This is a genomic window from Anaeroplasma bactoclasticum (assembly GCF_003550015.1).
GTDB lineage: Bacteria > Bacillota_I > Bacilli_A > Acholeplasmatales > Anaeroplasmataceae > Anaeroplasma > Anaeroplasma bactoclasticum.
Genome location: NZ_QXEV01000008.1, coordinates 17339 through 39959 on the forward strand (window position 1 = coordinate 17339; position 22621 = coordinate 39959).

21 protein-coding genes are annotated in these 22621 nt (G+C 31.5%); 20 read left to right on the forward strand and 1 reads right to left on the reverse strand.

What is annotated here, in order from left to right:
- Nucleotides 1-49: 49 nt before the first annotated feature.
- The 7 genes from EI71_RS04810 (at nt 50) to deoD (ending at nt 9635) form a co-directional block, all read left to right on the forward strand.
- Complete coding sequence (locus tag EI71_RS04810) at nt 50-499, forward strand: MarR family winged helix-turn-helix transcriptional regulator (RefSeq protein ID WP_119016119.1); 450 nt, start codon at nt 50-52, stop codon at nt 497-499.
- On the forward strand, nt 489-2291 hold the full coding sequence (locus EI71_RS04815; protein ID WP_119016120.1) for an ABC transporter ATP-binding protein: 1803 nt from the start codon (nt 489-491) through the stop codon (nt 2289-2291). The genes EI71_RS04810 and EI71_RS04815 overlap by 11 nt, the downstream gene beginning before the upstream one ends.
- A gap of 1 nt (nt 2292) precedes the next feature.
- Nucleotides 2293-4254, forward strand: a complete 1962-nt coding sequence (locus tag EI71_RS04820; RefSeq protein ID WP_211321039.1) for an ABC transporter ATP-binding protein — start codon at nt 2293-2295, stop codon at nt 4252-4254.
- A 350-nt stretch (nt 4255-4604) separates the two neighbouring features.
- Nucleotides 4605-7301, forward strand: coding sequence for an isoleucine--tRNA ligase (gene ileS / locus EI71_RS04825; RefSeq protein WP_119016122.1), 2697 nt, complete (start codon nt 4605-4607; stop codon nt 7299-7301).
- 76 nt (nt 7302-7377) lie between these two features.
- Nucleotides 7378-8244, forward strand: coding sequence for a hypothetical protein (locus tag EI71_RS04830; protein WP_119016123.1), 867 nt, complete (start codon nt 7378-7380; stop codon nt 8242-8244).
- 12 nt (nt 8245-8256) lie between these two features.
- Nucleotides 8257-8916 carry a deoxyribose-phosphate aldolase gene (gene deoC / locus EI71_RS04835; protein ID WP_119016124.1) on the forward strand — a complete coding sequence of 220 codons (660 nt, stop codon included), beginning with the start codon at nt 8257-8259 and terminating at the stop codon, nt 8914-8916.
- Nucleotides 8916-9635, forward strand: coding sequence for a purine-nucleoside phosphorylase (gene deoD, locus EI71_RS04840; protein WP_211321040.1), 720 nt, complete (start codon nt 8916-8918; stop codon nt 9633-9635). Before deoC ends, deoD begins: the two co-directional genes overlap by 1 nt.
- A gap of 33 nt (nt 9636-9668) precedes the next feature.
- Here deoD and EI71_RS04845 read toward each other — a convergent pair whose 3' ends face one another.
- Nucleotides 9669-10244, reverse strand: coding sequence for a TetR/AcrR family transcriptional regulator (locus EI71_RS04845; RefSeq protein WP_119016125.1), 576 nt, complete (start codon nt 10242-10244; stop codon nt 9669-9671).
- 187 nt (nt 10245-10431) lie between these two features.
- Here EI71_RS04845 and EI71_RS04850 point away from each other — a divergent pair, with 187 nt between their 5' ends.
- The 13 genes from EI71_RS04850 (at nt 10432) to EI71_RS04910 (ending at nt 22496) form a co-directional block, all read left to right on the forward strand.
- On the forward strand, nt 10432-11628 hold the full coding sequence (locus EI71_RS04850; RefSeq protein WP_162849780.1) for a M16 family metallopeptidase: 1197 nt from the start codon (nt 10432-10434) through the stop codon (nt 11626-11628).
- The gene (locus EI71_RS04855; RefSeq protein ID WP_119016127.1) at nt 11625-12878 is read left to right on the forward strand and encodes a M16 family metallopeptidase; all 1254 of its coding nucleotides are present in this window, start codon (nt 11625-11627) and stop codon (nt 12876-12878) included. Before EI71_RS04850 ends, EI71_RS04855 begins: the two co-directional genes overlap by 4 nt.
- Nucleotides 12879-13031: 153 nt before the next feature.
- Entirely contained in the window at nt 13032-13427 is a 396-nt protein-coding gene (locus EI71_RS04860) for a single-stranded DNA-binding protein (protein WP_162849781.1), read from the forward strand.
- Nucleotides 13428-13544: 117 nt separating this feature from the next.
- Nucleotides 13545-14426, forward strand: coding sequence for a thymidylate synthase (thyA, locus tag EI71_RS04865; RefSeq protein WP_119016129.1), 882 nt, complete (start codon nt 13545-13547; stop codon nt 14424-14426).
- Entirely contained in the window at nt 14426-14908 is a 483-nt protein-coding gene (locus EI71_RS04870; RefSeq protein WP_119016130.1) for a dihydrofolate reductase, read from the forward strand. The genes thyA and EI71_RS04870 overlap by 1 nt, the downstream gene beginning before the upstream one ends.
- Nucleotides 14909-14910: 2 nt before the next feature.
- Nucleotides 14911-15714 (forward strand): lysophospholipid acyltransferase family protein, encoded by an 804-nt coding sequence (locus tag EI71_RS04875; RefSeq protein WP_119016131.1) that lies wholly within the window; start codon nt 14911-14913, stop codon nt 15712-15714.
- The gene (locus EI71_RS04880; RefSeq protein WP_119016132.1) at nt 15701-15925 is read left to right on the forward strand and encodes a hypothetical protein; all 225 of its coding nucleotides are present in this window, start codon (nt 15701-15703) and stop codon (nt 15923-15925) included. Before EI71_RS04875 ends, EI71_RS04880 begins: the two co-directional genes overlap by 14 nt.
- Complete coding sequence (locus tag EI71_RS04885) at nt 15912-16484, forward strand: hypothetical protein (protein WP_119016133.1); 573 nt, start codon at nt 15912-15914, stop codon at nt 16482-16484. Before EI71_RS04880 ends, EI71_RS04885 begins: the two co-directional genes overlap by 14 nt.
- A 43-nt stretch (nt 16485-16527) precedes the next feature.
- On the forward strand, nt 16528-18846 hold the full coding sequence (locus EI71_RS04890; protein WP_162849782.1) for an endonuclease MutS2: 2319 nt from the start codon (nt 16528-16530) through the stop codon (nt 18844-18846).
- Nucleotides 18847-18853: 7 nt separating this feature from the next.
- Complete coding sequence (locus EI71_RS04895) at nt 18854-19468, forward strand: thiamine diphosphokinase (protein WP_119016135.1); 615 nt, start codon at nt 18854-18856, stop codon at nt 19466-19468.
- The gene (locus EI71_RS04900) at nt 19455-20756 is read left to right on the forward strand and encodes an MATE family efflux transporter (protein WP_119016136.1); all 1302 of its coding nucleotides are present in this window, start codon (nt 19455-19457) and stop codon (nt 20754-20756) included. The genes EI71_RS04895 and EI71_RS04900 overlap by 14 nt, the downstream gene beginning before the upstream one ends.
- Nucleotides 20725-21591 (forward strand): tRNA pseudouridine(55) synthase TruB, encoded by an 867-nt coding sequence (gene truB, locus EI71_RS04905; RefSeq protein ID WP_119016137.1) that lies wholly within the window; start codon nt 20725-20727, stop codon nt 21589-21591. The genes EI71_RS04900 and truB overlap by 32 nt, the downstream gene beginning before the upstream one ends.
- The gene (locus EI71_RS04910) at nt 21591-22496 is read left to right on the forward strand and encodes a bifunctional riboflavin kinase/FAD synthetase (protein WP_119016138.1); all 906 of its coding nucleotides are present in this window, start codon (nt 21591-21593) and stop codon (nt 22494-22496) included. Before truB ends, EI71_RS04910 begins: the two co-directional genes overlap by 1 nt.
- Nucleotides 22497-22621 lie beyond the last annotated feature (125 nt).

A 22621-nucleotide genomic window follows, 5' to 3' on the forward strand; every position in this document is an offset into this window, starting at 1 on the left:
TTAATTCTTTTAAAATGTTGAATGTCAAACATTTTTTAGGAGGTATATAATGGAAGAACACTTTGGACATAAAATCAATTATATTTCTAATATAATTAAAAGAGAAATAGAAAACTTAAAATCTATCCAACGTATGGAAAAAATTAGTGGAACCAATAGCTTTATCCTTGTATACATTTCTGATAATGAAGAAAAGGTATACCAAAAAGATATTGAAAGAAAATTTGGTATAACTAGATCTACAGCATCTAAAGTAATTTCATTGATGGAAGCAAAGGGAATGATTATAAGAAAAGGATGCGATAATGACTTAAGACTAAAGCAATTGGTATTAACGGATGAAGCTAAGAAAACTGTTTTAGCTGTTAAGGAAGATTTAAACAAATTTGAAAAGCGTCTTACCTATGGACTAACAGAAGAAGAAAAGGAATTATTATCTAGTATTTTAGGTAAGATGGAAAGGAATATTTTTGAAGGGGGAAAGAATAATGCTTCGTAAATTAATGAAATCTATTCGAGAATATAAAACACCAAGTATATTATCGATATTATTTGTCACATTAGAATGCGTTATGGAATGTGCATTACCATTTATGACAGCAAAGCTTGTTGACCAAATGACAGAACAAAATATGCAGCAATTAACAATGTATTCCATTATTATTGTTGTTATGGCTATATTATCCTTAGCTTTTGGTGCAGCTGCTGGTTATTTTTGTAGTAAGGCATCTGCAGGCTTTGCAAAGAATTTAAGACATGATATGTATGAGAATATTACAAAATTCTCATTCTCTAATATCGATAAATTCCAAGCATCTAGCTTAGTTACAAGAATGACTACAGATATTATGAATGTACAGAATGCTTACATGATGATTATAAGAACTGCATTCCGTTCACCATTAATGATTATATTCTCAGTTACTATGTGCTTTACTATTTCACCAAGATTATCTTGGGTATTCTTAATTGTATTCTTCGCACTTGCAGTTATATTTGCCTTAATTATGTATTGTGCAATGAAGGTATTTAGAAGAATATTTAAGAAATATGATGCATTAAATGAATCTGTTAAAGAAAATATTGATGGTATAAGAGTTGTTAAATCCTTTGTAAGAGAAGATTATGAAATTGATAAATTCACAAATGCTTCTAAGGATTTAAAGAAAAGCTTCACATTCGCTGAAAGAATTATTGCCTTTAACTCACCTGCAATGCAGGCTGCAGTTAATATTAATATGATTGTAATTCTATTAATTGGTTCAAAGATTATTATTGATAATTCATATTCTCTAATTGAAGGATATGATGAGGCTGGTGCACCAATTTATAAATATTTCTATCAGGATTTAAGCTTAGGTCAATTCCAATCGATGACAACCTATGGATTCCAAATGCTAATGGCATTAATGATGCTATCTTTTGTAGTTGTTATGATTGTTATGGCAATTGAGTCCTCTAGAAGAATTGCTGAAGTATTAAGTGAAAAGAGTAATCTAACTAACCCAGAAAATCCTATTTATGAGGTTAAAGATGGTAGTGTATCTTTTAGTAATGTTTCATTTAAGTATTCAGAGCATGCAAAGAAGAATTCCTTAGAGAACATTAATTTAGATATCAAGAGTGGTGAAACTATTGGTATTATAGGTTCTACAGGTTCATCTAAAACTACTTTAGTTAATTTAGTTTCTAGATTATATGATACAACAGAAGGTAAAGTTACTGTTGGTGGCGTTGATGTTAAAGATTATGATCTTGAGACATTAAGAAACAATGTTGCAGTAGTATTACAAAAGAATTTATTATTCTCTGGTACCATTGCAGATAACCTAAGATGGGGTAATGAAAATGCTACATTAGATGAAATTAAGCATGCTTGTAAGCTTGCTTGTGCATCAGAATTCATTGAATCCTTCCCTGATAAGTATGATACTTTCATTGAGCAAGGTGGTAGCAATGTATCTGGTGGACAGAAGCAGAGATTATGTATTGCAAGAGCATTACTTAAAAATCCTAAGGTTTTAATCTTAGATGACTCTACAAGTGCTGTAGATACAAAAACAGATGCGATTATTCGTAAAGGATTTAAAGAATATATTCCATCAACAACTAAGATTATCATTGCTCAAAGAATTTCATCTGTACAGGATGCGGATAAGATTGTTGTTATGGATAATGGTCATATTGATGCAGTTGGTACTCATGATGAGCTATTAGCTAATAATGAGATTTATAAAGAAGTATATTATTCTCAGAATAAGGCTGGAGCTTCTATGAAGGAGGTGGCATAATATGGCAAAAATGAATGTTAAACCAAATATGAACCCTAACTTCAATAAGAAGAAGACCTTCAGAAGATTAATGAGCTATGTATTCCATACATATCCAGTACATGTTATTATTATTTTCATTTGTATTGTTTTAGCTGCAATTGGTTCTATTGCTGCAGCAATATTTATGCAGCAGTTTATTGATGAGGTTATTTTAAAGGGTGTAGAGGCAAAAAGAGCAATAGGAGATAATGGTCTTGCTGTTGTAGAAAATACATTAACAAGACTTATATTAGAATTAGGTGGTATTTACTTAATTGCTTTAATTGCATCAACAGTATATCAGCAATTACTTTGCGTTGTTACTCAAGGCTTCTTACATAAGGTTAGAACAGATATGTTCTCCAATATGGAAAAGCTTCCTATTTCTTATTTCGATAGAAATCAGCATGGTGATATTATGTCAACATATACGAATGACGTTGATGCCATTCGTCAGGTAATAAGCCAAGCCTTACCTCAGTTTATTCAGGTAATGCTTACTGTAATTATTCTATTTGTAATTATGCTAATCTATTCTGTTTGGCTATCATTAGTTGTAGTTTTTGCTGTAATTTTGATTTTCATTTCCACAACTAAGATTGGTGGAGGAAGTGCAAAATTCTTCATTAAGCAGCAAAAGAGCGTAGCTAAGGCTGAAGGCTTCATAGAAGAAATGATGAATGGTCAGAAGGTAGTTAAGGTATTCTGCCACGAAGAGAAGAGCAAGGCTGAATTTGATATTTTAAATGAAGAATTAAATCATAATTCCTTCGCTGCAAATGCATATGCAAATATGCTTGTTCCTATTATTCATAATATTGCAAATATCTTATATGTATTAGTTGCAATTGTAGGTGTAGTTATTGTTGTTAATAATATTCCAAACCTATCCTTAAGAGGATTTGGTAATGATGAAAATACTGCCCTAACTATTGGTATTGCAGTTACCTTCTTAGGTATGTCTAGACAGTTTGGTAACCAGTTCAATCAGATTTCACAGCAGCTAAATGCAGTTGTTATGGCACTTGCAGGTGCTCAAAGAATCTTTGATTTAATGGATCAAGAAAGAGAAGCAGATGAGGGCTATGTTACGTTAGTTAATTGTAATATCAGTGAAGATGGTACAATTACTGAATGCGAAGAGCATACAGGACACTGGGCATGGAAGCATCCTCATCAAACCGATGGTACAATTACTTATACAGAGCTTAAGGGTGATATTCGTCTATTTGATGTTGATTTTGGATATTTCCCTGAAAAGATGGTTTTACATGATGTATCTATTTATGCAAAGCCAGGTCAAAAGATTGCCTTTGTAGGTGCAACAGGTGCAGGTAAGACTACCATTACAAATCTAATCAATCGTTTCTATGATATTGCCGATGGTAAGATTCGTTATGATGGTATTAATATCAATAAGATTAAGAAGGATGATTTAAGAAAGTCTATTGGTATTGTTTTACAGGATACAAACCTATTTAGTGGTACAGTTGCAGATAATATTAGATATGGTAAGCTTGATGCAACAGAAGAAGAAATTGAAGCAGCAGCAAAGATTGCGAATGCTTATGATTTCATCACAAGATTACCAGATGGCTTTAATACTATGCTAACAGGTAATGGTTCGCAGTTATCTCAAGGACAGCGTCAGCTAATTTCTATTGCAAGAGCAGCCCTAGCTGATGCTCCTGTAATGATTTTGGATGAGGCAACATCCTCAATTGATACCCGTACTGAGCTATTAGTTTCTCGTGGTATGGATGGATTAATGGAAGGTAGAACAGTATTCGTTATTGCCCATAGATTATCTACTGTACAAAACTCTAATGCAATTATGGTATTAGACCATGGTCATATTATTGAACGTGGTACACATGAGGATTTAATTAAGCAAAAGGGTGTATATTATCAGTTATATACTGGTGCATTCGAATTAGAATAATTTTATGGAGGGTTTAGTTTTACTAAATCCTCTTTTAATTCATGTGTTTGAAGTAAAAAAGTAGTTTACTTTAGTGTTAAAAAATAGTATAATGCTTTTGTATAAAAAGTGTGGACCCCAAACGTAAGAGGCGTAAAGAAATTTATAAGAGAGCTACAACTGGTGAAAAGTAGTAATTTCTGCATCTTTGTATCATTGGGCGAGCTGGTATAGGGATAAGCTATACCCGTTGGCTGCGTTAAAGTAATGAAGTGTCATATATTTATATATATGGAACTAAGGTGGTACCGCGATGATTCGTCCTTAGAGCGTAAGCTTTAAGGATTTTTTTGTTATTTAAGGAGGAAAATATGAAGGATTACAAAGACACCCTATTTATGGGACAAACAAGTTTTGAAATGCGTGGTAATCTAAATAATAAGGAACCATTAATCCAAGAAAAATGGGAGAAGATGGATCTATATAATAAGGTTATCCGTAAGAATGAAGGTAAAAGAGAATATACATTACATGATGGACCTCCATATGCAAATGGAGATATTCATCTAGGCCATGCATTAAATAAGATTTTAAAGGACTTTATTGTTCGTTATAAGAATATGAATGGCTTTAAGAGTGTATACTATCCAGGATGGGATACTCATGGCCTTCCAATTGAAAATGCATTACAGAAGAGTGGTGTATCTAGAAGAGATAAGCCAATTACTGAATTCCGTAATTTATGTATGGAATATGCTTATAAGCAGGTTAACCGCCAGATGGTTGGTTTTAAAAGATTAGGTGTACTTGCTGATTATGAGCACCCATATATCACTTTAACTCATGATTTTGAAGCAGATCAGATTCGTGTATTTGCTAAGATGGCTGCAAAAGGCTTAATCTATAAGGGATTAAAGCCAGTTTATTGGTCTCCATCTAGTGAATCTGCATTAGCTGAGGCTGAAATTGAGTATCATGATATTACTTCAAAGTCTATTTATTTTAAGTTCCCTATTGTAAATGGTGAGGGAATGTTTGAAAACGCAAGCTTCCTAGTTTGGACAACTACACCTTGGACAATTCCTGGTGACTTAGCCGTATGTGCTGGTCCTGATATCCAGTATGTTGTATTTGATTCTAATAAGGGTAGAATGGTTTGTGCTGCAGATTTACTTGAGTCTTTAAAGAACAAGCTAAGTCTAGAAGATGTTAATGTTTTAGGTTATGAATATGGTAAGAATCTACTTGACTTAAAGTATAGCTTACCTATTTATGATAGAATTCAGCCAGTTATCAATGCGGATTATGTAACTACTACAGATGGTACTGGTTTCGTTCATATTGCTCCAGGCTATGGTGAAGAGGATTACATTGCTGGTAAGGAATATGGGCTTGATATTCTAGTATGTGTTGATAACCATGGTTATCAGATGGAAAATGCAGGCAAGTATGCAGGTATGTTCTATGATGATTCTGAGGATGCTATTATTGAAGATTTAAAGGCATGTGGATCTTTACTTTTATTAGATCCTATTACACATAGCTATCCTCATGACTGGAGAACAAAGAAGCCAGTAATCTTTAGAGCAACACCTCAGTGGTTTGCATCTATTGACCCTATTAAGGAAGATATTCTAAAAGCAATTCATGATGTAGAATGGACTCCAGTATGGGGTGAGGTTCGTATTTCAAATATGATTCGTGATCGTCACGATTGGTGTATTTCAAGACAGCGTGCTTGGGGTGTACCTATTCCTGTATTCTATGCAGAAGATGGAACAGAGATTTTAGATCAGGATGTATTAGCTCACGTTGCGGATTTATTTGAGGAATATGGATCTAACGTATGGTTTGAAAGAGAAGCTAAGGATTTATTACCAGCAGGTTATACAAATCCTCATTCTCCAAATGGTAAGTTTGAAAAGGAAAAGGATATTATGGACGTATGGTTTGACTCTGGTTCATCCTACTCCACATTAGCAAGAAGAGGCTTACCTTACCCATGCGACTTATACCTTGAGGGTAGTGACCAGTATCGTGGATGGTTTAACTCCTCCATTATCACTGCAGTAGCAACTACTGGTACTGCACCATATAAGGCAGTATTGTCTCACGGCTTTACTCTTGATGGCCAGGGAAGAAAAATGTCTAAATCCCTAGGTAATACCGTTGACCCTATTAAGGTATGTAATACAAATGGTGCGGATATTTTAAGATTATGGGTAGCAAGTGTTGACTATCAATCCGATATGCCATTATCTTTGGATATCTTAAAGCAGGTTTCTGAATCCTATAGAAAGATTCGTAACACTTTAAAATTCTTACTTTCTAATGTTAGTGATTTCAATCCTTCAGATTCACTTCCTTATGAAAAGCTTGAAAGCGTTGATAAGTATATGCTTATTAAGTTAAATAAGTTCATTAAGGAAGTTAAGGATGGATATGATACATTCCGTTTTGGTGATGTATATAAGACAGTATTAAATTATGTATCATCTACATTATCTGCATTCTATTTAGACTTCACAAAGGATATTTTATATATTGAAGATCCAAAGTCTAATAGAAGATTATCTGTACAAACAGTATTCTATAAGATTGTTGATGCATTAATTAAGCTATTATCTCCAATCCTACCTCATACAATGAGTGAAGCATATGATTGTATGCCATTTAAGGCAGCAGAGGATGTATATTTAACAGATATGCCTGAATATGAAGAAATCAATGATGAATTAGAAGAAAAATATGATGAATTCATGAAGTATCGTGATTTAGTATTAAAGGCACTAGAAGATGCAAGAGCTGCTAAAGTTATTGGTAAATCCTTTGGTGCTAAGCTAATCTTAACATTAGATAAGAAAGCAGAAGAGGTTTTCGCTCCTGTTAAGGATAATGCAGCTACATTATTAATCGTTTCTCAGCTTGAATTTAAGGCTGGAGATGAGTTTAAGGTTGAGGTTTTACCAGCAGAAGGATGCACATGTGCAAGATGCCGTATGATTGTACCATTTGTTAGCGTTGATGAGCTTTGTCCACGCTGCGAGAAGATTGTAAATAACAAGTAGTTCGTTTTGACATTGTTATAAAAAAATGATAAAATATATATAATGTATTACTATTTCGAATTAAGGTGGTGATTGAATGGAATTCCGTTTATTTTTCCTACAGGAAAAAAGTAGAACATATGATAAACCGGAGTTGATTACACTTTTAACATCAAACCCAAATATTACTCCACCAGATTCAAGACAAATCTATGGTGATAAGGTTTATACTTATCATCATAGCGTATTGAATTTCGATGCAAACTTTATTATGGCATCAAAATCCGTTGTCCCACATCTGGAATTATTACCACCGAAGTTTTTCGATGTTAATTTCTTTATTTCCTTTGATATCCTATTATCTAATTATGCAGTTGAAATGATATTAGATATCATTGAAGAAATCGTAAGAAAGTTCCGTTTCTATGTATATTGTGAACCATTCGAAGGCGAAGTAAGATTATTCCGTCGTGCAGAAATTATTCGTACATTTGATGCTTGGAAAAAGGCTTTTGCGGCTAAATTCCCAGATCAGGTTGCAGGCTATAATAGGCTTGATTCGCAGTCTATCTCTGCTGTATATGGCTACTTACAAAAGAGAAAGAGATTAGAAATTACATATTCGGAAGAAAAAATACAGGTATCGGATTACATTTTCTTACATACAGCAAAATCCAGAAGTGCCTTTGTTGCTATCCAGTGGGATGGAGATAGTGCATTCTTGTTACCACCAGCAGTAGATATTTTGATTTATGATGATGGTAAGATTTCTAAGCACATCAATATGGCTGAGGTTTTATCTAAAGCAGAAAAACTGTTCCGCCCTATTGATGGATATGGTGTAATTAAGATTTGTGATTCCAAAAATACAAAAAAATTAAAGAAGATTTTACTTAAGGAAAGATTTGCTCCATTAAACGTTGATGTAGAAATATTATCCTTAGATAAGATTTTAGATGTTTAGGAGGGTTTTCTCATGAATGTGGAGAAATATATTGATCATACTTTATTAAAGGCAACTGCTACACCTAAGGATATTGAGCAGTTATGTGCTGAGGCAAATGCTTGTCATTTTGCATCTGTTTGTGTTAACCCAGTAAATGTACAGTTAGCACATGAATTATTACTTGGAAGTGATGTTGCTGTATGTACAGTAATTGGCTTCCCTTTAGGTGCAAATGCATCTAGTGTTAAGGCATTTGAGGTTACTCAAGCTATTGCGGATGGTGCAGATGAAGTAGATATGGTTATTAATATTGGTGCAGCAAAGGCTCATGACTGGGATACTGTATTAAAGGACATTGTAGCTGTAGTTAAAGCTGCAAATGGCGTTTTAGTTAAGGTTATTATTGAGACTTGCTATTTAACTGATGAGGAAAAAACTAAGGTTTGCGAGCTTTGTGTTGAGGCTGGTGCTGATTTCGTTAAGACATCTACTGGCTTTGGTACAGCAGGCGCAACAAAAGAAGACGTTGCTTTAATGAAGAAGGCTGTTGGTGATAAGCTTGAGGTTAAGGCTTCTGGTGGAATCCGAAACAAAGAGCAATTTGAAGCAATGGTTGAGGCTGGTGCTACAAGAATTGGCTGTAGTGCTGGTATGAAGATTATGGAAGAATTCGCTAAGGAGGAGAAGTAATGGCAATTCCTACACCACATATCGCATGTAGTGATCCTAGCTTAATCGCTAAGACTGTATTAATGCCAGGAGACCCACTTCGTGCTAAATTTATTGCAGATACATATTTAACAGATGTAATCTGCTTCACTTCTACTAGAAATATTTTAGGCTTTACTGGAAAGTATAACGGAAAGAGAATCTCTGTTATGGGTTCTGGTATGGGTATGCCATCTATTGGTATTTATTCTTATGAGCTATATAATTTCTATGGAGTAGAAAATATTATAAGAATTGGTTCCGCTGGTTCTTATGATGAATCATTAAGAATTTTCGATACTGTACTTGTTTCATCTGCAGTATCTGAATCAAATTATGCAAAGGTAGCATTTGGTTACCGTTCACATCAAATGAAGCCATCTAAGGCTTTAAACACAAAGCTTACTAAGGCTGCAGCTAAGCTTGGTATTCCTCTAACTGAGGCTGCAATTCATTCTTCTGATGTATTCTATGGTGAAAACAAGGATCATTGGAAGGAAATGAGAACTAAGTATAACTGTATGGCTGTTGAGATGGAGTCTTTCGCATTATTTGCTAATGCTAAAGCATTAGGAAAGAAGGCTGCTTGCTTATTAACAATTTCTGATTCCTTCGTTGCACCAGAAATTACAACAGCAGAGGAACGTCAGACATCCTTCCACAACATGATGAAGATTGCCCTAGAGCTTGCTTCAAACTAAAAAGAAAAGGACCCACGGGTCCTTTTTAAATTCTTATTGATTTTGTCTTTTAATACCATCTCTAATGATGCCATCAGAGCCTAAGAATGTACAGCTATATAAAATCTGTTCAAGCTTTTCTTTAGGCTGCTTTTCATGGCTTCTAAACCATTTTCCATATACTGAGATGATACCTGAGGCAAAGAATGTAGAATAATATTCCAAATTTGGGGATGTTAATCCATAAGAGTTTCTACATACATCCGCAACAATCTTTTGGAATGCAATTTCAAGTGCGATGTGGAATTCATGATGAGATTCCGATGTTGCCATTTTAAAGTAAGTATCTAGATTATTAGAAATGATTTCATTAATATCCTTTAGTACATCTCTCATTCCATAATCAGATCCTTTAGACTTAAAACGATCTGACATTTGAGCATACATATCTTTACCGATATCTGTGATAACATCATCTAAGGATGCATAATGCATATAGAATGTCTTTCTTGAAATGCCGGCATTTTTACATAACATCGAAATGGTGATGTTTTCAAATTTTTCTTCACCCATAAGGTCGATTAAAGATTTCCTCACGGCAGCCATAGTATTTCTTACACGAATGTCCATAAATAAATAATCTCCTGTTTATATATTGCGCTAAAATTAACATAATTATACTATACAAGTTGTATAATTTCAATGATAAATGAAACATAAAAGCCTTTTTATGTTACAATTTGTACAAATGTAAGAAAATTATCTTTATATATTTATATAAAAAAATGATAAAATTTTACTAAAAAGGAGTAACCATATGGAAAATTATATTGAACTAAATAAATTTCATACCTTCTCCATTAAAAGATATCATATCTCTAAAATTAACCCTAAGGATGTAACAAAAAGAATGTTACTTTTATCTTATTTACAAATATCTTCTTTAAAATATAAAACAGAAGAGGATATCGTTAGAGTATGTGAAGACTTATATGATTTTAGATATAGTGTAAAAGGAGATTTGCATGGAAGCTATTGGATGATTACATTCCAAGGTAATGCCATTGACCCTAAATATATATCTGATGAAGCCTATACAAAGGATAAGGTATTCGAGGTATTTAATGATTTATCTACTCCTTTAGTAATAGATAATAAACTCGATAAAAAAACATTTCAAAGAGCGAAAAAATTACTTTCCGCATCTATTTTAAAATTAGAAAAATATCCAGCTGTTAAGGCAACAAATTTTGCCCTTCATACCTTCTTTAAGGATACTTTAAGAGATTATCAGCCTAAAGGAGATATGGAAGAATTAAAAAAAATTACTATAGATGAGTTATATGAATACTATTTAGAATTTCTTCAGGAAGAGGAAACTACAATATTCATTGGTGCTTTTGATAAGAAGTATCCTATAAAGGATACTATCACTCCTCATATGGATCATAATTTCATAGAAAGAGCTAAGCTAGATAAGGATATATATTTATATCCACATAAATCAAAATTAATGAATTTAAGAATTATATATGATTTAAATATATTTACTGGTGATGATAGAATATATGCCTTAAGCATATTTAATTATTTTTTAGGTTCATCTAATTATTCTTATTTATTTAGAATAGTAAGAGAAAAATATGGTTTATGCTATAGCATTTCAAGTGATTTATATGGAGCATCTGGTATTGTAATTATCGGTGCTGAGGTTAAAAAGGATGATTTAAATTTAGTTATAGAAAAAATAGATGAGGCTTTAAAGGAATCCTTAAACTCTTTTGATTTAGAAAAGATAAAAAGAGTATTTGTTTTAACTCATAAGGCAAGCTATGATCAACAGGATAGCTATGCTTCTGATTTAATTTGTAAAAAAGCATTCCCTATTGCTTATGATAGCAATACCTATATTGATAAGATTAATTCTGTTACTATGGATGATATAAAAGAGGTATTTAATACATTTATGAAATCTAGAAGAGTAATATTTGGCTATGGAGGTGACAAAAAATGAGTGATACAACATATTTTGTTACCAAAAATGGCTTAAAATGTATCTTTGTATCTAGAAAAGGATTTATAGGTAAATATGCAGGAATTGGCTGTCACTTTGGTGGGGCACATAGAAAATATTATAAAAATGGTAAGCTATATGAATCTAAAACAGGTATAGCTCACTTTTTAGAGCATAAAGCATTCATGATTGATTCTCATGATGCACTTTTTGATTTTGATTTACTAAATGCTGATGCGAATGCGTATACTACGCATGAACAAACCGTTTATTATTTCACTACAAATGATGAAATATATGAGCCATTAAAGCTTTTAATAAGAATGTATTTTACAAAGGGCTATACTAAAGAGAATATAGAAACGGAAAAGCCAATAATTATATCTGAGCTAGAAGAAGCAATGGATGACTGTGATAAAAGAATTCATGATAAATGTATGAAGCTTTTATATCCTAAAGATTCCTATTCTATAGAAATCTTAGGTGAAAAAGAGGATATTAAGAATATGTCCTATGATGATTTAGATATGGCATTTGAATCCTTCTATAGTCCAAAAAATTCTTATTTAACTATAGTTGGTGATTTAGATTTTGATAAGGTAAAATTATTGATTGAAGAAGAAATGGCTAAATTTGAATTTATGGATAATGATATAAAGATGATTCCATTTATAGAATCTAAATCTGTAAATTCTCCAATAACTATTTATGAAGATATCCCATACCCAGAATTACATATTATGGGTAGAATAGAATCCTTAAATTACTATACTCCTTTAATTCCAAATAAAATGATATCTCTACTTGATTGTATATTTTCTGTAGAAGCTCCATTTTATAAAGAATTACAGGAAAAGAATTTACTTATTTTAGATGATATAGAATATTCTATAGGTAGTCATGAATTTGGTAGCTATTTTATTATAGATATCTATACCAATAATCCTGAAGAATTAAAGGATTTAATTTTAGATAAGCTAAAAAATCTGAGTGAATCAGATTTTAATAAGGATATATCTATGGCAACAATTAAATCCTATAAGAGTGATTGTATAAGAGCATTAGATTCCATTTCCTATATTGGAGATGAAACCTTATCCTTAGCTATTGAAGGACCAGGCTATGAAGAAGAAAAAAGAGTATTATTATCTACTAAGGAAGAAGATATTAAAGCTTTTATTTCCTATATAAGAAATTCTTTAATGACCTATTTAATTGCATTACCTAAAAATGTAAAAAAAGATAACTAAATTTTAAAAATTTCTTGATTTCATATATTTGAAATCAGGATTTTTTTATTTTAGATAAAAAATATAATAATATTTTAGAAAAAATACTTATTCTAAATCCTTTGTTTCTATTTATGAAATTTCTTATAAAAAATAAAAAATGATATAAAGAAATTGCTATTCGGAAAGGAGGATAACAAGGTCAGGTTGTATAATTATTTTATGCTGATAGGGTTTGTTGTAAACGACGTTGAACTGAAAGAGGTAGCTGACGGAAAAAAGGTGGCAAAATTAAGGTTAGCTGTCAAAAGGGAATTTCAGAATATGAACGGAGAATATGACACCGACTTCATCAATATTTCCGTATGGGAATTCTTAGCCGAGCATGCCGTAAACTACCTTAAGAAAGGGGCCCGAGTTGCGGTTAAGGGAAGAATTTGTCCTAAAAAAGGAGAGCATGGTGATGTAAGTGTCTTTACAAATGAACTCTATGCCGACAGACTTATTTTCTTAGGAGAATCAGGTATTAAAGAATTTGATTCTCAGTCTTTAAAGGCTAAGGAGGAATAAACAGGGATTTTTCCCTGTTTTTTTCCTTTTAACAAAGTTAAAATTTAAGAAAAACAAGCACCTCTTTTCTTTCATTTTAGGAAAAAATAGTATATAATCTCAATTAGGTGATTAATAATGAGACAATATTTAGATTTATGCAAAAAAGTATTAGAAAATGGAACTTATAAGGATGATCGTACAGGTACAGGTACTTATTCCTTATTTGGTTATCAAACAAGGTATAATTTAGAAGAAGGATTTCCACTTGTTACAACTAAGAAAGTCTTTTTAAGAGGAATTATCCATGAACTTTTATGGTTTATTAGTGGAGATACAAATATTAAATATCTTGTAGACAATGATGTTCATATTTGGGATGACTGGGCTTATAAGGCTTATAAGGAGTCAAGCGAATTTGAAGGCGAAGATATGAAGGGTTTTGCCGCAAGAATTAAATCCTTAGATAAGGATGATCCATTTGTTAAAAAATGGGGAGAGTTAGGCCCTGTTTATGGTAGACAGTGGAGAAACTTTAATGAACAGGGTGTTGACCAGCTTGAAAATTTAATCAACCAGATTAAGACAAATCCTAATTCTAGAAGATTAATTATTTCCGCATGGAACCCTTGTGAGGTAGATAAGATGGCGCTACCTCCATGTCACTCCTTCATGCAATTTTATGTTGTAAATGGTAAGCTTTCTTGCCAGCTATATCAAAGAAGTGCAGATATCTTTTTAGGAGTACCTTTTAATATTGCATCCTATTCCTTATTTACAATGATGATTGCTCAAGTATGTGGCTTAAAGCCAGGTGAGTTTGTACATACGATGGGGGATGCTCATATTTATACAAATCATGTAGATCAAATTAAGCTTCAGCTATCTAGAGAGCCTAAGCCTTTACCTGTCATGAAAATTAATCCAAATGTAAAATCCATTTATGATTTTAAGATTGAGGATTTCACTTTAGAGGGCTATGAGCCTTGGCCAAGAATTAAAGGCGAGGTGGCCGTTTAATGATTAATATGATTTGGGCTATGGATTTTAATAATCTTATCGGAGATAAGGATAGGATTCCATGGCATATTAAAGAAGACTTAATCTATTATAAGAATAAGACAAAGGGAAAAACTGTACTCATGGGGGATGCAACCTATTTTTCCTTAAAAAGTTATTATAAAACAAAACCATTACCATATGGTAAGGTTTATATTGCAACCATCGATAAGAATTTAAAAATTGAAAATCCTTTAGAGGATATTGAAATTGTTTATGATTTAATCGAATTCATTAAAAACTTTAAGGATGAGATATGGGTTTGTGGTGGCGCAACCATTTATAAGCTTTGCTTACCTTATGCAGATAGATTATATATTTCATTTATAAAGGGAGACTATAAGGGAGATAAATATTTCCCTAAGATAGATTATTCGTTGTATGATAAAACCTGGGAGGAGGATACCGAACAGGTTCGTTATACATTATTTGAGAGGCGTTAAGTATGTTTTTTTTAGGTATGCTCTTTACCTTATGGATAGGAGTTTCATTAGGATTAACCTTTTTAACTCATATGTATGAATATTGGATTATACTTTGGGTTTTCTTAGGTTTAATAGCAGGAATAATTTTTGATATATTATTCGCATTAATCTTCATTGAGATTGGTGCAAGAACAAATCCTAAATCCAAATTTAAGGTGTTTGTATTAAGAAATGCTTTAAAGCTAGCATTTATGTTTTACCATATTCATGTAACAAGTGAGGGGTTAGAGAATGTTCCATATAATACTCCATTTGTTATGTATTGTAATCATAAATCTATGATGGATCCTGCAGCTATTTATATTGAAATTAACCGCATTGTAAGTGCGATTGGTAAAAAGAGCCTTTGGGGATTCTGGCCAATGAATCATATCTGTAAATGCTTTGGTGCACTACCTATGGATAGAGATAATGATAGACAGGCAGTAAAAGATATGCTAGTTGCGATTAAGGCAGTTAAAGAGGGTATGCCTATGATTATATTCCCAGAGGGTGGAATTAAATCTAGGGATGTTGAAGAAATGGTATCCTTAAGAGCTGGTGCTTATAAGCTTGCGATGAAAGCAGAGGCTCCGATTATTCCTGTTGCGATTATGGGCTCAAGTGAAATAGCGAAAAAGAAAAGATATCAAAGAAAGGATATCCATATTATTTTCCATAAGATGATTACAAAAGAAGAATACCAAGATAAAAATACAACAGAGGTAGGTACCTTTGTTGAATCTTTAATCAATGAGGATATTCGTAAATATGAAGATAAATAAAACCTTATTTTTGGTACTTGCTATATTAGGATTTCTATTTATAGCAATTGCTGGAGTATTCTTAATTTTAGGTGTCTATATGGATAATAATATAGGCATATATGTAGGGTTAGGACTAATTCTTACATCGATTGTATTTTATGTTGTATTAGCTATAATTGTATTATTTGCTTATATTAGAAGAAAGGGTGGTAATAATGATAAATCTTAATATCTTAGCGATTTCAAGAGTAGAAAATATCATAATTTTTGTTAATGCTTACCTTATTCTAATTGCAGTAATAATTTTTATATCCTTAAGAAGCTATAAATCTCATAAAAAGAAAAAGATGTTTCTTGCGGTAGAAGAATTATTAAATGAATATGTTGCAGCTGACCCACTATATTCTAAGCTTGAAAAATCTAGTGTTAAGGAATATGATTATATCCTTACAACAAAAGAAATTAAGGTTTACATTATGATAATTCCAAACTTTCATCAAGGAGAAATATGTATAAACTCTCCAACCAAATGGCAGTTTAGAAAAACATATCAGGATTCAAGCTCTCGCTTTGTTCCAAGGGTAGATAGACTTATGCGTTTTGAACCACCTATGGAAGCGGGACTAAGGATTAAAAGATTATATATTGTATATCCATCAAGTAAATCATTATTAAGATATATTAATGAATGTGAGATGGAATTTGTAAGGCCAGAAACAGATTTAAACGGATGTTCCGTTATAACCTATTCTTTCCTTTTAGAACACAAAGATTCAATTGAATTATAAAATATAGGGTTCATCCTATATTTTTTTTGGAATGGTGATTATTATGTATGATTATAAAACTTTAGAATTTCCTAAGGTATTAGAAATTCTATCAAAATTTACAAAAACAAATTATGCAAAGGAATTGATACAAAATACTTGTGATTCCTTTAGCTTTAATGATGCATTAAGATTAAAAAAAGAAACTGAGGAAGCTTATTTAGCATTAGTACGCTTAGGGGATATTCCTTTAGGTGGATTATATGAAATGAAGGATTCCTTAAAAAGATGTAAGGCTGGTTCAATTTTAAATGAAGCAGAATTATTAAATGTTGTTGGACTTTTAGATTGTGGTGTTAATGTATCAAAATATTTTAAAAATCTAGAAACAATTAAAGTAGAAGTAGAAAATATAAAGAAGTATAGTGATAATGTTATTACACCTCAAGCTTTAAAAACAAGTATTACCTTAGCTATTTCTCCAGAGGGTAGAATTAATGATAATGCTTCAAGAGAATTATTTATGGTAAGAAGAAGCTTAGTTTCTTTAGAAAATAGACTTAGAAGTAAATTAAATGAATTATTATCTACTAAGGCATCTATGCTAACAGAGGCTTTAATCGTTCAAAGAGATGGAAGAATGTGTCTTCCTGTTAAAATTGAATATAAAAATACATTTAAGGGTATTGTTCATGATATTTCAAGCTCAAATACTACAGCCTATATTGAGCCTGAATCATGTCTTGAAACAGCAAATCAAATTGATTCTTATACTGCAGAAGAAAAAAAGCAATGCCAAATAATATTAAAGAATTTATCCTTACTTGTTAGTGCTGAGGCAGATAATTTATTAAATAATTTAGAAAATTTAACAACTCTAGATGTTATTTATGCGAAAGCCTTAATGGGTAAGGAATATGGATATAATAGTCCTAAACTAGAAGATAAGCAGTATTTCAATTTAAAGAGGGCAAAGCATCCTCTTTTAAATAAGGAAACTGCTGTACCTATTGATTGTGAGCTTGGCAATAAATTTAGTGTTATTATTATTACAGGACCAAATACCGGTGGTAAGACTGTTGCTTTAAAGACAGTAGGCTTACTACATTTAATGGTTTATAATGGAATGATGGTACCTGCATCAGAAGATTCTATTTTTGGTGCATTTGAAGATATTTTAGCAGATATTGGAGATGAACAGTCCATTGAGCAATCCTTATCTACCTTCTCTAGTCATATGACTAAGATTGTAGATATATTAAAAAGAATTACTTTTAATTCTTTAGTATTATTAGATGAGCTCGGTAGTGGTACAGACCCTAAGGAAGGATCTTCTTTAGCAATTTCTATTATTGAATATTTAAAGAAGAGCGGAGCTAGAGTAATTTGTACTACACACTATAGTGAGCTTAAAAATTATGCTTATAGAAATGAAGGGATTTCTAATGCGAGTGTAGAATTTAATACAGAAACATTACTTCCGACCTATAGGCTATTAATGGGTGTTCCTGGTAAATCAAACGCAATTGAAATTGCTTCTCGCTTAGGCTTAAATCCAAGTATCGTAGAGGATGCAAAAAAGGAATTATCGAATACAAGTAGTGAATCTTCTGAGCTTATTGGTAACCTAGAAGAAGAAATGACTTCCTTAAGAAATCAAGAGCGTGAATTAGAATCTAAAATTAAATCCTATGAGGCTATGGTCAATAACCTTAAACTAGAAAAGCTTGATTTAGTTAAAAAGACAGATAAGATTATTCATGATGCTAAGGAAGAGGCTAAAAGAATTATTGAAGAGGCTAAAGAGGAATCTTCTAAGCTTATTGAAGAAATTAAGAATATGAGTGATGAAAACTTCAAGGAGCATGAATTAATCGCTTTAAAGACGAAAGCGAAGAATTTATCTGTAAAAGATGAGGTAGAAGAAATATTTGATGAGGACTTACATGTAGGAGATTATGTATATGTAAAGACTTATGAAAAATATGGTACAATTTCTTCTATTAAGAAGGATAAATATTATGTAAATTTAGGTCAATTCGCTATTGAATTTAAGAAAAATGAATTATCCTTAGCTGCAAAGCCTGTTGAAAAGAAGAAAAAGGAACAAAGATTATCTGGGTATAATCCTGCATCTCACGCTACACTTTCCTTAGATTTAAGAGGTAAAAGAGTAGAAGAGGTTAAAGAATTAATGGATAGCTATTTAGATCAATGTGCCTTAGGTAATTTAAAGCAGGTATCGATTATTCATGGATTTGGTACAGGTGCTGTAAGAAAGGCAGTACAAGAATACTTAAAGACCTCCCCTTATGTAAAAAGCTATCGCTATGGCGGTGAGGGTGAAGGATTAAATGGTGTTACAGTTGTATATTTAAAGTAGGTATATTATGAGAGCGGTATTAATTCTATTTGATATATTAAAACTGAATAAAGAGGATTTATGTGATTCTTTAATTATAGGTGTTGATCGAGGTGCTTATAATGCAATATCTTTTGGGATTAAGCCAGATATATCTATTGGTGACTTTGATAGTGTTAATGATGAAGAATTTAAAGAAATAGCTAAAAACTCAAAGAGCGTTATTAAGCTGAATCCAATTAAAGATAAAACGGATACAGAAGAAGCTATTAATCTAGTTAAAGGATATGATGAAATAGTAATACTTGGTGGTATTCAAGGAAAAAGAATAGAGCATTTCTATGCCAATTTAATGCTATTATTAAAATATCCAAATGTAAAAATTAAAGATGATAGATCTTTAATTGAAGTAAAGGATAAATCCTTTATTCCAAATAAGGATTATAAATTCATATCTTTATTCTCTATAGATGAAGAGGCTATTATTTCTATATCTGGTATGAAATATAATCTAGAAAATTATCATTTAAAAAAGATAGATGCAACCCTAGGTTGTTCAAATGAAATCATAAATAATCCTATAGTTAATATTCATTCTGGTAGACTTTTAGTCATATCCTCTAAAGACGATGAAAAGCTTTAGACAGTATTTAATTCCATCGATTATCGCTCAGGTGTTTTTATCCTGTTATGCGATAGTTGATGGAATATTTATTGGCTATAGGATGAATGATTTAGGGCTTGCTGCTATAAATATAGCATGGCCAATTACAGCCTTCATTCAGGGTGTTGGGTTTGCTATAGGTATTTCAGCGGGTATTTATATTTCTAGATTAAAGGGATTAGGAGAAGAAGAAAAAATAAAAAAGCTAAAATCAGCTATTTTAGTTTATTTACTTGGAACCTCTATAGTATTAGGTATTCTTTTCTTTATATTAAAAACACCAATTCTTATTTTATTTAAGGCAGAAGGGGAAACCCTAGATGCTGCAAATCGTTATATTACCATTATTTTATATGGCTCTATTTTTCAGCTAATGGGATGCGGTATGGCACCATTAATTAAAAATTCTGGTCATGTAAGAACAGCTATGGTTGCAAGCTTACTTGCAACATTAACAAATTTAATCTTAGATTATTTATTAATATTCTTATTTGAATTTGGTCTTGAAGGAGCAGCTATCGCATCTGTAATTGCACAAGCGGTATCCTTTTTGATATGCTTTATTCCTTACGTAAGGGAAATGAAGGGCATTTTATTTGATAAGGAATCGATAAAAGAAATATTTTTAGGAATGCTTGCGCCATTCATATTAAATTATTCTTATTCGATTATTATTATATTAACCAATGCCTTATGTGAAGCCTACAGTGGAGATAGAGCAGTTGCTGCATATACGGTATTATCTTATTTGTTATATGTAGTAAGTGCGATTGCACAAGGTACAAGTGATGCTATTCAGCCTTTGTTTTCTTATCATTCTTCTAAAGAAGAATATAAGATTATTCATAAGTATTTTTATAAATGCTTAATTATAAGCTTTTCTTTAGTAATGTTATTTAGTGTTATTTTCTATTTTACAAAAAAGCCAATTGCAATTCTTTATGGCTTGAGTAATGATGGAATGAATATATATAATGAGGCATTATTATTCTATTTATTTGGATTTATTTTTGTGTCATTCAACAAGGTTACATGTTCTTATTTATATTCCATAAATAAAAAATTATTAGCCAATATATTAGTATTATCTGAACCACTTATCTTAACTCCAGCATTATATTTTATATTTGTTAGCCAAGTTGGCTTAATTGGGCTTTGGATATCATTTTTGGTAATACAGGCTATATTAGCATGCATATCCTTTGCATTTTACTTTATTTCAAGGAGGGGATTTAATGGACGGTCTATTGATAGTAGACAAGCCTAAGGGCATAACAAGTCAAAGTGTTTGTCTTAAGCTTAAAAGAATATTAGGTGCCAAAAAATGTGGCCATAATGGTACATTAGATCCTAATGCGACTGGCGTTATGGTTGTTGCAGTTGATTCTGCAACAAAGCTTTTAAAGCTTATTCATGAGCATGATAAGGAATATATTGCAACAATAGTCTTTGGACTTGATTCTAATACCTTAGATATGGATTCGGATATAACGAAAGATATTTCTATGAATCCATCTATTAAAAATATTCAATTAGCATTAGAGGAATTAAAATCTAGAAAAACTCAAATTCCACCTTTAACTAGTGCAGTTAAAATAGATGGAATGAAGCTATATGAATATCAAAGAAAGGGAATTGATGTTAAAGTACCTAGCCGTAATGTGGAATTAAAGGAATATGAGATTTTATCGGATTTAAGATTCATTAATAATCACTATGAGATAGATATTAAAATATCTGTATCTAAAGGATATTTTGTTAGAAGCCTTGCAAGAGACTTAGGTGAATTATTAGGTGGTTGTGCCATATTAAAGGATTTAAGAAGAACAAAAAGTGGAGAATATAAAATAGAGGATGCTATACCTTTAGATAATATTACTAAAGATAATATTATTCCTATATTTTCATTTTTTGATTTACCTAAGGTATATGTTAAGGATTATATGATTCCTTTAGTTAAAAATGGAATTACTATGGATGAAAGACAAACAAGTATTCATGGTACATTCTATGTAGATTCAAGCATGGGTATTTTAGCTATTTATGAAGAAGTAGATAATTTAAAATATAAGCCTATTTTAATATTTAAGGAGGGAAAATAATGGAGATTATTTATGTTAAAAATAATGATATAAAGCCTATTAAGGATCCCTTATGCTGTGCAGTTGGTAACTTTGATGGTGTTCATTTAGGTCATCAAATGCTAATTAATGAGGCTAAGAATCATTCTTTAAAGAGCGCTGTATTAACATTCTATCCTCATCCTTCGGTATTTTTAAAAAAAATAAAGAATTATCCTCTTTTAACACCTATGAATATAAAGCAAGATATTATTGAATCCTTAGGAGTAGATTATTTAATCATTTTTGAATTTAATGATGAAATAGCGAAATACTCTAAGGATGAATTCATAGACATTATGAAAAGGCTAAATATTAAGTCTGTTGTTTGTGGATATGATTTTACTTTTGGCTATAAGGCATTAGGTAATGTTTCAGATTTAAAGAATAATTTTATGGTTTATGTTATTCCTAAATATGTACTTGATGATGTAAGGGTATCCTCAAGCTATATAAGAGAATTATTATCTTACGGAAATATTTATGATGCTAAAAGGTTTTTAGGTAGAGATTATACCATTCGTGGTAGAGTAATTTATGGATCTATGCAGGGGAGATTAATAGGTTTTCCTACCGCAAATGTATTTCATGATGGGTATTTTTTACCTAGAAATGGCGTATATTTTGTATCTGTTTTATATAAGAATAAGAAGTATTATGGAATGTGTAATATAGGACATAATCCAACATTCAATTTTCAAACAGAATTAAGAGTTGAGGTTCATATTTTTGATATGGATTTAGATATTTATGATGAAGTAATTGATGTATCTTTTTTAAAAGAAATAAGAGATGAGAAGAAGTTCCAATCTATTGATGAGCTTAAATGTCAATTACTTAAGGATAAAGAGATGTGTATTTCCTTAAGTAAAGAAATAAAGGATTAATTTCTTGAAAATTTTTCTTGAATTTCACATCTGATTTAGGTATAATTATTTCGTGCGTGTGCCAGGTGCGGGGATCTCCGTCCCACTCTTAGCATATCGTGAATATTTATAATAGGAGGAAAATT

Excerpts from the sequence above, each read along its gene's own strand:
- truB (WP_119016137.1), top strand. The coding sequence starts at position 20,725 with ATGGACGGTCTATTGATAGTAGACAAGCCTAAGGGCATAACAAGTCAA.
- EI71_RS04810 (WP_119016119.1), top strand. The coding sequence starts at position 50 with ATGGAAGAACACTTTGGACATAAAATCAATTATATTTCTAATATAATT.
- EI71_RS04895 (WP_119016135.1), top strand. The coding sequence starts at position 18,854 with ATGAGAGCGGTATTAATTCTATTTGATATATTAAAACTGAATAAAGAG.
- deoD (WP_211321040.1), top strand. The coding sequence starts at position 8,916 with ATGGCAATTCCTACACCACATATCGCATGTAGTGATCCTAGCTTAATC.
- EI71_RS04880 (WP_119016132.1), top strand. The coding sequence starts at position 15,701 with ATGAAGATAAATAAAACCTTATTTTTGGTACTTGCTATATTAGGATTT.
- EI71_RS04875 (WP_119016131.1), top strand. The coding sequence starts at position 14,911 with ATGTTTTTTTTAGGTATGCTCTTTACCTTATGGATAGGAGTTTCATTA.
- EI71_RS04830 (WP_119016123.1), top strand. The coding sequence starts at position 7,378 with ATGGAATTCCGTTTATTTTTCCTACAGGAAAAAAGTAGAACATATGAT.
- EI71_RS04850 (WP_162849780.1), top strand. The coding sequence starts at position 10,432 with ATGGAAAATTATATTGAACTAAATAAATTTCATACCTTCTCCATTAAA.
- EI71_RS04900 (WP_119016136.1), top strand. The coding sequence starts at position 19,455 with ATGAAAAGCTTTAGACAGTATTTAATTCCATCGATTATCGCTCAGGTG.
- EI71_RS04910 (WP_119016138.1), top strand. The coding sequence starts at position 21,591 with ATGGAGATTATTTATGTTAAAAATAATGATATAAAGCCTATTAAGGAT.
- EI71_RS04890 (WP_162849782.1), top strand. The coding sequence starts at position 16,528 with ATGTATGATTATAAAACTTTAGAATTTCCTAAGGTATTAGAAATTCTA.
- deoC (WP_119016124.1), top strand. The coding sequence starts at position 8,257 with ATGAATGTGGAGAAATATATTGATCATACTTTATTAAAGGCAACTGCT.
- ileS (WP_119016122.1), top strand. The coding sequence starts at position 4,605 with ATGAAGGATTACAAAGACACCCTATTTATGGGACAAACAAGTTTTGAA.
- EI71_RS04820 (WP_211321039.1), top strand. The coding sequence starts at position 2,293 with ATGGCAAAAATGAATGTTAAACCAAATATGAACCCTAACTTCAATAAG.
- EI71_RS04885 (WP_119016133.1), top strand. The coding sequence starts at position 15,912 with ATGATAAATCTTAATATCTTAGCGATTTCAAGAGTAGAAAATATCATA.
- EI71_RS04845 (WP_119016125.1), bottom strand. The coding sequence starts at position 10,244 with ATGGACATTCGTGTAAGAAATACTATGGCTGCCGTGAGGAAATCTTTA.
- thyA (WP_119016129.1), top strand. The coding sequence starts at position 13,545 with ATGAGACAATATTTAGATTTATGCAAAAAAGTATTAGAAAATGGAACT.
- EI71_RS04870 (WP_119016130.1), top strand. The coding sequence starts at position 14,426 with ATGATTAATATGATTTGGGCTATGGATTTTAATAATCTTATCGGAGAT.
- EI71_RS04855 (WP_119016127.1), top strand. The coding sequence starts at position 11,625 with ATGAGTGATACAACATATTTTGTTACCAAAAATGGCTTAAAATGTATC.
- EI71_RS04815 (WP_119016120.1), top strand. The coding sequence starts at position 489 with ATGCTTCGTAAATTAATGAAATCTATTCGAGAATATAAAACACCAAGT.